Genomic DNA, 10,871 nt, shown 5'->3' with positions numbered 1-10,871 from the left:
TTGTCGGTGACCAGATGATGGTCACCGACAACCGCGCTGTTTCGTTCTGCGGGTTATCCCTCGGTGCCGGTGAAGTAGGCCTTCGCCACCTCGACGACCTGCGGGGCGGGCACCCGCGGATCGGGGTTGGCGGCGATCTGCCCGACCTTGACGGTCCACTTGGCCTTCGACTTGTCGATCACGGGGGCGTTGTTCATCTGCAGGACGGCCAGATCGCCGGAGAGACAGCCGTAAACCGGGGTCGAGTCGTCCGGTCCGCCGCCCCAGCCGCCGCCGCGGCGCAGCTGACACTTGGTGCCGTCCGCCAGTTCCAGGCCCCACGGCTGGGCGTCGGCGGGCTTGGCAACAGGTGCGAGAGGGCCGCCGGCGTTGGCGCGCCGCAGCTTCTTGTCCCACGGCGATTCGGCGCACAGCAGCGTGCCCGGGTCCTTCGCCGGCCAGCACACGTCGGCGTGCAGGGCGACCGGATCACACGAGCGCATCCCGTCGGTTCGCGACGATGGGCTGGCCTGACCGGCGCTGCAGTCGACATCGATCGGCGCGTCGGGGGAGACCGTCCAACCGTCGCGGGGCGCCCCGTCCTTGGCGACGGCGACCACCGTCACCTCTTCGGTCTTGGCCGAATCGCCCGAACACCCGGCGAACACGAGCGGGACGACGAGCAGCGGTAGGGATTTCAGGAGAACGTGCACGGCGATGGCCTTCCATTCGGGGATTCGGGCCAGGCTAACCCACGCGGCGGCCGATTCCGGGCAGGATCAGGCGACACGCGTCGGGCCCCGCGAACTCCCACAGAGTCCACGGGGCCCGAGTCGGTCTGGCTACTCGAACAGATCCAGCAGACCGGTCCCGTCGTCGGAACCGACGATGCCGAGCGGCTTGGCGGTCGAGTCGTCCTCGATCTGGTCGATGTGCTCCTGGATGTCTTCGGGCGTGACGTCGGGGTTGGTGTACCCCTCGTTCATGGCGATCGACATGCGCTGCATCAGACCACCCTGGGTCATCAAGATCTCGCCGGCGACGCTGCACTCGTCGCTGGCGAGGTAGGCGACCATGGGCGAGACCATCGCCGTGGTCATCGTGGACTTGAGCTGGTCCTTCAGCTCTTGCGGCAGGTCGGCCTCCTCGGCCATCCGCGTATATGCGGTGGGGGCGATCGCATTCACGCGGATCCCGTCCTTGATCGCATCCATCGCAAGCGTGCGCGTGAAGGCGTACACCGCGCCCTTGGACACGACGTAGCCGCTCTGGCCCTCCCAACCGACGACGGTCGGCGAGCAGGTGTTCACCACGCGTCCGTTGCCACTCTTGAGGAGGTGGGGCCAAGCGGCGGCCGTCACGGCGGCGGTGCCGAAGAAGTTGACCTCCATGTGCTTGCGGATGATGTCGACGGCGCCCGGCCCGAACGGGGTCGGCGTGTTGATCCCGGCGTTGTTCACCACGATGTCGAGTCGTCCGAAGTTGTCGATGGCGGTCTTGACGATGTCCTCTGCGCCCTGGACGACGTCGTCGCTGTTCGCCACCGCCTTGCCGCCCGCGGCCGTGATGGAGTCGACGGTCTCCTTGGCGGCCGCGGCGTCGCGGTCGTTGACCACGACGGCTGCGCCCCGCGACGCGAGCAACTCGGCGTGCGAGCGTCCCAGCCCTCGGCCGGCGCCGGTCACCACGGCCACTTTGTCATCGAACTTGATCATTGATCCTCACTCGCTTCCCTCGGTTGTCGCGAATCCCGCGCCCCACTCGGGCGAACGGAATCCGTGGACCGGATCCGGTACGCGATCCAGTGTGTCGCGTGGTCGAGATCACAGGTGTCCAGATTCTGGACAGTTCCGGCGGCGGCCGAGGGCGGCCGCCGGGGCGCGCGGCACGGCTGTGTCACTAGACTTGCGCGGGAATCGGCGAGTAGGAGTCAGTGATGGTGGAAGCGGTCAAGGTCGGGGTGCTCGGCAGCAACGGGAAGGTCGGGCAGGCGATCGTCGCCGGAGTGCGCGAGGCCGCCGACACGGAGTTCACCGTCGGCGTCGACAAGGGCGATTCGCTCAAGGATTTCGTCGACTCGGGCACCCAGGTCGTCGTCGACTTCACCCATCCCGACGTGGTCATGGGCAACCTCGAGTTCCTCGTGGACAACGGGATCCATGCGGTCGTGGGCACCACCGGGTTCACCGCCGAGCGCCTCGAGCAGGTGCGCACGTGGGTCGACGCCAAGCCGGGCGTCGGCGTTCTGATCGCCCCGAATTTCGCCATCGGCGCGATCCTGTCGATGCACTTCGCCGAGCAGGCCGCCCGCTTCTTCACCTCCGCCGAGATCGTCGAACTGCACCACCCGCAGAAGGTGGATGCGCCGTCGGGCACGGCCGGTCGGACCGCCGAGCTGATCGCCGCCGCCCGCGCCGAGGCCGGCCTGGCACCCATGCCCGACGCCACCTCGACCGGCATCGACGGTGCCCGCGGCGCCGTCGTCGGCGACGTGCACGTGCACTCGGTGCGACTGTCCGGGCTCGTCGCACACCAGGAGGTCCTGTTCGGCACGCAGGGGGAGACGCTGACCATCCGGCACGACTCGATCGACCGCACGTCCTTCGTCCCCGGTGTTCTCCTCGGCTGCCGCGAGGTCGGTGCCCACCCGGGGCTGACCGTCGGCCTCGACAAGTTCATGAACCTCTCGTAGGCGGCGACCATGAGTGCAGCTCCCGCCAAGCGGTCGTGGCCGACCCTCGCGATGATCGCCTTCATCGTCATCGGCGCCCTGGTCTACATGTGGATCCTCGCCAAGATCGGCGTCGGCCTCATCGCCACCGGCAAGCCGACCGGCATCGGCGTCGGGTTGGGCGTGCTCATCCTGCCCGCGCTGGGCCTGTGGATGCTCTACCGGACGCTGGCTGCCGGGATCTGGCACCAGCGCCTCGCCGCGGCCGCGGTGGACAAGGGACGCGACCTCGACGTCTCCGAGTTGCCGCGACGGGCCTCCGGACGCATCGAGCCCGACGCGGCCGACGAGCTGTTCAACCAGGTCCGCGGTGAGTGGGAGGCCGATCCCGACGACTGGTGCAACACCTACCGCATCGCCCGTGCCTACGACTACGCCGGCGACCGCGGCCGGGCCCGCCAGATGATGAAGCAGGCCGTCGACCAATACCGGTCGACGCCGGACTGAGCGGAGGATTGGCCCATGGCACGTCTGCTGATCGTGCATCACACGCCGTCGCCACACTGTCAGGAGATGTTCGAGGCCGTCCTCGCCGGTGCCACCGACCCCGACATCGACGGCGTCGAGGTCATCCGACGGCCGGCGCTGCACGTGTCGCCGGCCGAGTTCCTCGAGGCCGACGGTTACCTGCTCGGCACCCCGGCCAACCTCGGGTACATCAGCGGCGCGCTCAAGCACGCCTTCGACTCGGCGTACTACCAGATCCTCGACGAGACCAAGGGCCGTCCGTTCGGGGCGTACCTGCACGGCAACCAGGGGACCGAGGGGGCCGAGAAGGCGATCACCACCATCACCACCGGGCTGGGGTGGACCAAGGCCGCCGAGTTCGTCGTGGTGTCCGGCGCCCCGACCAAGGCCGATCGTGACGCGTGCTGGGAGCTCGGCGCGACGCTCGCGGCACGGCTCATGGGCGATGCCGCCTAGGGACGTCGCCCCGCGGTCGTCGGCGGCGCAGACCCGCCGGGCGATCTGGAACACGCTGCGCGGCTCGTCGGGCAACCTCGTCGAGTGGTACGACGTGTACGTCTACACCGTCTTCGCCACGTACTTCGAGAAGAACTTCTTCGACCCGGCCGACAAGAACTCGACGGTCTACGTCTACGCGATCTTCGCGGTCACCTTCGTGATGCGACCGGTTGGATCCTGGTATTTCGGGCGGTTCGCCGATCGGCGCGGCCGTCGTGCCGCACTGACGGTGAGCGTGTCGCTGATGGCGGCGTGCTCCTTCGTCATCGCGGTCGTCCCCGGCCGGGAAAGCATCGGGGTGGCCGCCGCGGTGATCCTCGTCGCGTGCCGCCTGGTGCAGGGCTTCGCCACGGGCGGCGAATACGGCACGTCGGCGACCTACATGTCCGAGGCGGCCACCCGAGAACGGCGCGGCTTCTTCTCGTCGTTCCAATACGTCACCCTCGTGGGCGGCCACGTGCTGGCCCAGTTCACCCTCTTGATCCTGCTGGGCTCCTTCACCAAGGATCAGGTCTCCGGCTTCGGTTGGCGCATCGCGTTCTTCATCGGCGGCATCGCCGCAATCGTCGTGTTCTGGTTGCGGCGGTCGATGGACGAGTCGCTCTCCGATGAGCAATTGGCGGCGGTGCGGACGGGGGAGGACACGTCGTCGGGCACGATGCGCGAACTGCTGAGCGGCTATTGGCGTCCGCTGGTCCTGTGCTTCCTGATCACGATGGGCGGCACCCTGGCGTTCTACGTGTACAGCGTCAACGCCCCGGCCATCGTCAAGACGGCCTACTCCGATCATGCGATGACGGCGACGTGGATCAACCTGATCGGCCTGATCTTCCTGATGGTGATCCAGCCGATCGGCGGGCTGATCAGCGATCGCGTCGGCCGCAAGCCCATGCTGGTCTTCTTCGGGGTCGGCGGGGTGCTGTACACCTACTTCCTGCTCACCTACCTGCCGACGTTGACGGTGGCCGCCGCGTCGCTGGCGATGGTCTGTGCCGGGTACGTGATCATCACCGGCTACACGTCGATCAACGCGTTGGTGAAGTCCGAGCTCTTCCCCTCCCACATCCGCGCGCTCGGCGTCGGGCTCGGTTACGCCCTGGCCAATTCGATCTTCGGCGGCACGGCGCCGATGCTGTACGAGGCGGCCAAGAACGCCGACCGGGTGCCGTGGTTCATCGCCTACGTGACGGTGGTGATCGGTGTTTCGCTGGTCGTCTACGTGTGTTGTCTGCGCAACAAGGCGCCGACCTACCTTGATCGGGAACGCGGGCACGCGTTCGCCACTGACTGATGGCGGGGATGGATGAGTGACCAAGACGTGCGGGTGATCGCGGCGTGGCCCACGATGCTCGACGACGGTGCGTACGTCGAGTTGGCGATCATCGGCGACCGCGCCGGCGAGCAGATCGCCCTCGCCCTCGCGCGCCAGGGCGACCAAGCGCCGACGCTGCTCGCGCACTTCTACGACGAGGAATCGGCCCAGCGGGCGTCGGCGCTGATCACCCACATCATTCGCATGCCCGAACACGGCCGCGTGGGCGGTGAGGACATCCTCGGCGGCACGCACGGCGATCACCCCGGCGTCGAATGGGTGGCACCGGGCGAGCTCAGCGACGATCCGGATCCGGGGCAGCGGATCTCCGCCGGCGGGTTGCGGCGCCTGTGGGTCGTGCCGAGTACCGACGGGGAGGTCCTCGGTCTGCTGGCGCCCGGCGAGGAGCCGCGCGATCTCGGCGAGTTCGTCTCCGCCGCGGCCGGCAACACCTTCATCAGGGTCATCGACACGCTGATCGGGGATCCGCGGTACTCGGTCTTCGCCGACGAGTGATCCTCGCGGGCGGCGACTCGCCGTCGACATCCAATCCAGCCGAACAAGGCGCTGGATAGACTGGCCCCATGAGCGCGCCCACCCCGACCCCGTACGAGGACCTGCTGCGCCACGTCATGGCGAACGGGACTCCCAAGGCCGATCGCACGGGTACGGGAACGCGGTCGGTATTCGGCGCGCAACTGCGCTACGACCTCGCCGAGGGCTTCCCGCTGATCACCACCAAGAAGGTCCATCTGAAGTCGATCGTCTATGAACTGCTGTGGTTCCTGCGCGGCGACTCGAACGTGCGGTGGCTGCAAGAGCACGGGGTGACGATCTGGGACGAGTGGGCCGATGCCAACGGTGACCTCGGACCGGTCTACGGGGTCCAGTGGCGGGCCTGGCCGACGCCGTCGCGCGAGCACGTCGACCAGATCGCCGGCGCCATCGAGATGCTCAAGACCAATCCCGACTCGCGCCGCAACATCGTCTCGGCCTGGAACGTCGGGGAGATCCCGCAGATGGCGCTGCCGCCGTGCCACGCGTTCTTCCAGTTCTACGTCGCCGACGGCAAGTTGTCGTGCCAGCTGTACCAGCGCAGCGCCGACCTGTTCCTCGGCGTCCCGTTCAACATCGCCTCCTACGCGTTGCTCACGCACATGATGGCCCAGCAGGCCGGCCTGGAGGTCGGGGACTTCATCTGGACCGGCGGTGACTGCCACATCTACGACAACCACGTCGAGCAGGTGACGACGCAGCTGTCGCGCGACCCGTACCCGTATCCGACGCTGCGCCTGCGCGAGCGGGAGTCGATCGACGCCTACGAGTACGAGGACGTGGAGGTACTCGGCTACCGGTCCCACCCGGGCATCAAAGCGCCGGTCGCGGTGTGATTCAGCTCATCTGGGCGCAGGCCCACGACCGGGCGATCGGGCGCGACAACACCATTCCGTGGCGCGTGCCCGAGGACATGGCGCGGTTCAAGGAGCTGACCATCGGGCATCCGGTGATCATGGGCCGCAAGACCTGGGATTCGCTGCCGCCCAGGTTCCGCCCCCTGCCGGGGCGTCGGAACATCGTGGTCACCCGGGACGACGAGTGGACCGGCGACGGCGCGGTCCGCGCGCGCACCGTCGACGAGGCACTGGTGCTGGCCGAGGGCGAAGCGGTGTCGGTGATCGGCGGCGCCGAGATATACCGTGCGACGATGGGCCGCGCCACCGACCTGCGGATCACCGAGATCGATGTCGAGGTCCCCGGGGCCGACGCCTTCGCCCCGGCGATCGGTGACGAGTGGGAGGCCTTCCACACCGGCGACTGGCTCGAATCGGTTTCCGGTGTCCGCTATCGGTTCGTCGACTACCGTCACAGCACCGACACCGCCTGATCGAGGAGCGACATGGCCATCGTGCGCGGGTTCATCCCCTGGATCGTCTACGCGGTCATCGCCGGCGTCAACGACACCTCGTGGAAGTGGGGAGCGGTCGCGGCCGTCGTGGTGGGGGTGGCCCTGATCCTCGACAACCGCCGCCGCGGAGTGGCTCCGGACGCCCAGATCCTCGAGATCAGCGCCGTCGTGTTCTTCGTGGTGGTCGCGGTGATCGGATTCGTCGTGCGCAGTTCGGACTTCCACGAGTACGACAGCGTCTTCGCCTTTGCCTGGTTGGCGTCGACCGCGTGGGCCTCACTCGGGCTGGGCAAGCCCTTCACCGAGGGCATCGCCAAGCAGGAGGTGCCGCGCGAGTACTGGGGCACCGAGAAGTTCAAGCGCGTCAACCAGGTCATCACGACGGCCTGGGCGCTGGCCTTCACCATCACCGCCGTCGCGCTGTGGGTCGTCTACGACCGCAACCTCGGCGACACCGCCGACGCGATCGTGCAGGCGGTCGGCTTCATCATTCCGATCTCCTTCACCAAGTGGTACCGGAGCCGGGCCACCGACGCCGATGAGGCGCAGGCCGGGGCATAGGCACCGTGCCCGGGCGTTGGCGCCGATTCGGGGGAGATGACAGAGTAGACGCGGTCTGCGGCGGGAACGGCCTGCCGGGAGTACGACGAGGAGTGGTGGCACGGTGGCGGTCTCGGCCGACGGCAAGTCTTATTCGCTGGTCATGTTCGACCTCGACGACACCCTCGCGGCGTCGAAGAGCCCGCTGACCGACGAAATGGTGGACCTGATGCGCCGCCTGCTCGGCGAGGCCTCGGTGTGCATCATCTCCGGTGGCAACGAGACGCAGTTCCGCAACCAGGTGCTCAACCGGATCGGCGGCTTCGACGGCCTGGCGAACCTGCACCTCATGCCGACGTGCGGCACCCACTATCTGCGCTTCGCCGACGGCGATTGGGAGACGGTCTACAAGGAGGACCTGACCGACGACCAGAAGAAGCGCGCCTTGGCCATCGTCGAGGAGGGTGCCCGCGAGCTCGGCCTGTGGGAGTCGAAGACGTGGGGCCCGATCCTGGAGGACCGGGGCAGCCAGATCACCTTCAGCGCGCTGGGCCAGCGGGCCCCGGTCGACGCCAAGGCCGCCTGGGACCCCGACGGGCGCAAGAAGGAGTCGCTGCGCGCCTATGCCGCCGAGCGGTTGCCGGATCTGGAAGTCCGCAGCGGCGGATCGACCTCGGTCGACATCACCCGCAAGGGCATCGACAAGGCCTACGGTGCGCGTCGACTCATGGAGATCCTGGACCTGGGCACCGGCGACATCCTGTTCTACGGCGACCGGCTCGACGAGGGCGGCAACGACCGGCCCGTCGCCGATCTGGGCATCGACTCGGTGGCCGTGCACGGCCATGAGGACACGGCCGCCCGGCTCAGCGAGCTGTTGGGCTGACCCGCGCGGCTAACCGGCGCGCAGGCGGTTGCGCAGGGTGGCGATCTCCCCGTCGGACAGCCCCAGGCCGCGGTGCACGTAGCCCTCGATGCTGCCGTATCGGCTGGTCGCCGTCGTGATGGACTCGCGCAACCACCCGATCCGCACGCCCTCGATGCCGGAGTTCGGCGTGGTCTGGCGGAACTTGTTCGACGCCAGGTAGTCGCGCTCGACCGTCGCCCGGTCGACACCGGCGATGGTCAACAGCAGAGCGGCGGTCCACCCGGTGCGGTCCTTGCCCGACGTGCAGTGGAACAGGGCGGCCCGGTTGTGGCCGAGCGTCGTCGAGACGAGGCGCAGCGCGCGGGCGAACCCGGCGCGGGCGCCGGCGTCGGTGACGAAGAACCGGTAGGCCGAGTCGAGGTCGGCGTTTTGCGCGAGGCTGGCGCCGAAGATGTCGACGTCGTAGCCGCGGGAGCGGGCCGGGCGCCGATCCGGCTGCAGGGCCCGCTCGGGCAGGGTGCGCAGGTCGATGATGGTCGCGATGCCGCGGGCGGCGAGCTTGGCCCGGTCCCGATCGGTCAACGAGGCGAGGTTGTCGCTGCGCAGCACGCGCGGGGTGATCGACGCGCCGTCGACGGTCCGATAGGTGGCGAACGTCCGCGTGTTCTTCGTGCCGGTCAGCGGAACCAGCCGCGGGTCGTTCTTCATCGCGGGCGCCGGTGAGGCGAACGCGGTCGGGGCGGCCAGCCCGGTGAGGGCCAGCGAGGAAGCGAGGACGGGGGCGGCGAGGCGCCGGGTGAGGGTGCGCATGGGACTAATCTAATGAACCACACCACCGATGGCCCAACTGAAAGCGGCAGATACCGTGTCCGAGCTCGTCCCCCTGAAGGTGCAACTCGTCGCGTCGACCCAGTTCACCGCGCCCGACGTGCCGTGGACCACCGACGCCGAGGGCGGCGAGGCCCTCATCGAGTTCGCCGGCCGTGCCTGCTACGAGAGCTGGGACAAGCCCAATCCGCGCACCGCGTCCAACGCCGGCTACCTGCGGCACGTGCTGGAGGTCGGGCACACCTCGCTCTTCGAGCACGCGACGGCGACCTTCTACATCACCGGGATCTCCCGCTCGTGCACCCACGAGCTGATCCGGCACCGCCACTTCTCCTATTCGCAGCTGTCGCAGCGGTTCGTGCCCGAGCACGACTCGGCCGTCGTGGCGCCGCCGGCGATCCGCGGCGACGACGAGCTCGAAGAGTTGTTCTCCGCCGCCACGGATGCGAGTCGCGCCGCTTACACCGAGTTGCTCAGCCGCCTGGAGGAGAAGTTCGCCGACGTGCCCAACGCGATCCTGCGCCGCAAGCAGGCCCGTCAGGCCGCGCGTGCCGTCCTGCCGAACGCGACCGAGACGAAGATCGTCGTGACCGGCAACTACCGGGCCTGGCGGCACTTCATCGGCATGCGCGCCACCGAGCACGCGGACGTCGAGATCCGGCAGCTGGCCGTCGAGTGCCTGCGGCAGTTGACCCGGCTGGCCCCGACGGTGTTCGGGGACTTCGAGATTTCGGCCCTTCCGGACGGCACGGAAGTGGCCACCTCGCCATTCGTCCTGGAGGGGTGAGCGGGTAGCCTTGGCGGTTATGAGCGCTGGTGAGACCCCGACGTCCGAGCGTGCCTTCGGCACGATCGGCGTGGCAATGGTGACCCCGTTTTCCGCCGACGGATCGCTGGACCTGGACAAGGGTGCCGAGTTGGCCGTCCACCTCGCCGACAAGGGCGTCGACAGCCTCGTCCTGGCGGGCACCACGGGCGAGTCGCCGACCACCCAGCCGGAGGAGAAGCTCGAGTTCCTGGCCGCGGTGCGCGACGCCGTGGGCGACCGGGTCAAGATCATCGCCGGTGTCGGCACCTACGACACCGCCGAGAGCGTCGTGTTCGCCCAGAATGCGCAGAAGGCCGGTGCCGACGGGCTGCTCGTCGTCACCCCGTACTACTCGAAGCCGCCGCAGGCCGGTCTGCTGGCACATTTCACCGCCGTCGCCGACGGCACCGACCTGCCGAACATGGTCTACGACATCCCGCCCCGATCGGTGGTGCCGGTGGCCGATGAGACGATGCTGCGGCTCGCCGAGCACCCGAACATCGTCGCGGTGAAGGACGCCAAGGGTGACCTGACCGCCGGCGCGGAGATGATCGCGAAGACCGGACTGGACTACTACTCGGGCGACGACGGGCTGAACCTACCGTGGTTCTCCGTCGGCGCGGTCGGGTGTGTCAGCGTGATCGGCCACCTGGTCGCCGACCGACTGCGCGACCTGCACATCGCCGTCGGCAACGGCGATTTGGCGAAGGCCCGCGAACTCAACCTGTCGATGGCACCGCTGTGCCGGGCGATGGGGCGCCTGGGCGGCGTCACGATGGTCAAGGCCGCCCTGCGCATCCAGGGACTCGACGTCGGCGACCCGCGCCTGCCCCAGGTGCCCGCCGACGGCCCGCAGATCGAGGCGCTCATCGCCGACCTGCGCGACGCGGGCGTCGTGGCGTGACCGCCGACCAGCCCGCCCGCCGCCGGCGC

At 68.7% G+C, this 10,871-nt stretch carries 14 protein-coding genes; 11 read left to right on the top strand and 3 right to left on the bottom strand.

What is annotated here, in order from left to right; genetic code table 11:
* Nucleotides 1-53 precede the first annotated feature (53 nt).
* Entirely contained in the window at nucleotides 54-692 is a 639-nt protein-coding gene (locus QM634_RS13470; RefSeq protein ID WP_415043289.1) for a hypothetical protein, read from the bottom strand.
* A gap of 129 nt (nucleotides 693-821) precedes the next feature.
* The gene (locus QM634_RS13465) at nucleotides 822-1,694 is read right to left on the bottom strand and encodes an SDR family NAD(P)-dependent oxidoreductase (RefSeq protein ID WP_415043288.1); all 873 of its coding nucleotides are present in this window, start codon (nucleotides 1,692-1,694) and stop codon (nucleotides 822-824) included.
* A gap of 221 nt (nucleotides 1,695-1,915) precedes the next feature.
* Between QM634_RS13465 and dapB the strand changes: the two genes are divergently transcribed.
* The 9 genes from dapB (at nucleotide 1,916) to QM634_RS13420 (ending at nucleotide 8,320) form a co-directional block, all read left to right on the top strand.
* Nucleotides 1,916-2,671, top strand: a complete 756-nt coding sequence (gene dapB / locus QM634_RS13460; RefSeq protein ID WP_415043287.1) for a 4-hydroxy-tetrahydrodipicolinate reductase — start codon at nucleotides 1,916-1,918, stop codon at nucleotides 2,669-2,671.
* Nucleotides 2,672-2,680: 9 nt separating this feature from the next.
* Nucleotides 2,681-3,157, top strand: coding sequence for a hypothetical protein (locus QM634_RS13455; RefSeq protein WP_415043286.1), 477 nt, complete (start codon nucleotides 2,681-2,683; stop codon nucleotides 3,155-3,157).
* 15 nt (nucleotides 3,158-3,172) lie between these two features.
* Nucleotides 3,173-3,634, top strand: a complete 462-nt coding sequence (locus QM634_RS13450) for a flavodoxin family protein (RefSeq protein ID WP_415043285.1) — start codon at nucleotides 3,173-3,175, stop codon at nucleotides 3,632-3,634.
* Nucleotides 3,624-4,967 (top strand): MFS transporter, encoded by a 1,344-nt coding sequence (locus QM634_RS13445; protein WP_415043284.1) that lies wholly within the window; start codon nucleotides 3,624-3,626, stop codon nucleotides 4,965-4,967. The genes QM634_RS13450 and QM634_RS13445 overlap by 11 nt, the downstream gene beginning before the upstream one ends.
* Before the next feature lie 12 nt (nucleotides 4,968-4,979).
* Nucleotides 4,980-5,504: a hypothetical protein gene (locus QM634_RS13440; protein ID WP_415043283.1), complete on the top strand. Its 525-nt coding sequence runs from the start codon at nucleotides 4,980-4,982 to the stop codon at nucleotides 5,502-5,504.
* Between the two features lie 68 nt (nucleotides 5,505-5,572).
* A complete protein-coding gene (locus QM634_RS13435) occupies nucleotides 5,573-6,379 on the top strand; it encodes a thymidylate synthase (protein WP_415043282.1) in 807 nt (268 codons plus the stop codon).
* Nucleotides 6,376-6,873 (top strand): dihydrofolate reductase, encoded by a 498-nt coding sequence (locus QM634_RS13430; RefSeq protein WP_415043281.1) that lies wholly within the window; start codon nucleotides 6,376-6,378, stop codon nucleotides 6,871-6,873. Before QM634_RS13435 ends, QM634_RS13430 begins: the two co-directional genes overlap by 4 nt.
* A 12-nt stretch (nucleotides 6,874-6,885) precedes the next feature.
* Nucleotides 6,886-7,455 carry a hypothetical protein gene (locus QM634_RS13425; protein WP_415043280.1) on the top strand — a complete coding sequence of 190 codons (570 nt, stop codon included), beginning with the start codon at nucleotides 6,886-6,888 and terminating at the stop codon, nucleotides 7,453-7,455.
* 103 nt (nucleotides 7,456-7,558) lie between these two features.
* On the top strand, nucleotides 7,559-8,320 hold the full coding sequence (locus tag QM634_RS13420) for an HAD-IIB family hydrolase (protein WP_415043279.1): 762 nt from the start codon (nucleotides 7,559-7,561) through the stop codon (nucleotides 8,318-8,320).
* Nucleotides 8,321-8,329: 9 nt separating this feature from the next.
* On the opposite strand, the gene QM634_RS13415 is transcribed toward QM634_RS13420, so the two are convergent.
* Nucleotides 8,330-9,112, bottom strand: a complete 783-nt coding sequence (locus QM634_RS13415; RefSeq protein WP_415043278.1) for a tyrosine-protein phosphatase — start codon at nucleotides 9,110-9,112, stop codon at nucleotides 8,330-8,332.
* A gap of 55 nt (nucleotides 9,113-9,167) precedes the next feature.
* Between QM634_RS13415 and thyX the strand changes: the two genes are divergently transcribed.
* Together thyX and dapA are read left to right on the top strand one after the other, a co-directional pair.
* Entirely contained in the window at nucleotides 9,168-9,917 is a 750-nt protein-coding gene (gene thyX / locus QM634_RS13410; RefSeq protein WP_415043277.1) for an FAD-dependent thymidylate synthase, read from the top strand.
* Nucleotides 9,918-9,936: 19 nt separating this feature from the next.
* Complete coding sequence (gene dapA, locus QM634_RS13405) at nucleotides 9,937-10,842, top strand: 4-hydroxy-tetrahydrodipicolinate synthase (RefSeq protein WP_415043276.1); 906 nt, start codon at nucleotides 9,937-9,939, stop codon at nucleotides 10,840-10,842.
* Nucleotides 10,843-10,871 lie beyond the last annotated feature (29 nt).

Origin of the sequence: Gordonia sp. (in: high G+C Gram-positive bacteria), from assembly GCF_047606305.1 — a bacterium.
In the GTDB taxonomy this organism is placed as follows: domain Bacteria; phylum Actinomycetota; class Actinomycetes; order Mycobacteriales; family Mycobacteriaceae; genus Gordonia.
Note: the sequence above shows the minus strand (reverse complement) of the source record. Positions and strands in the feature narration are given on the sequence as shown.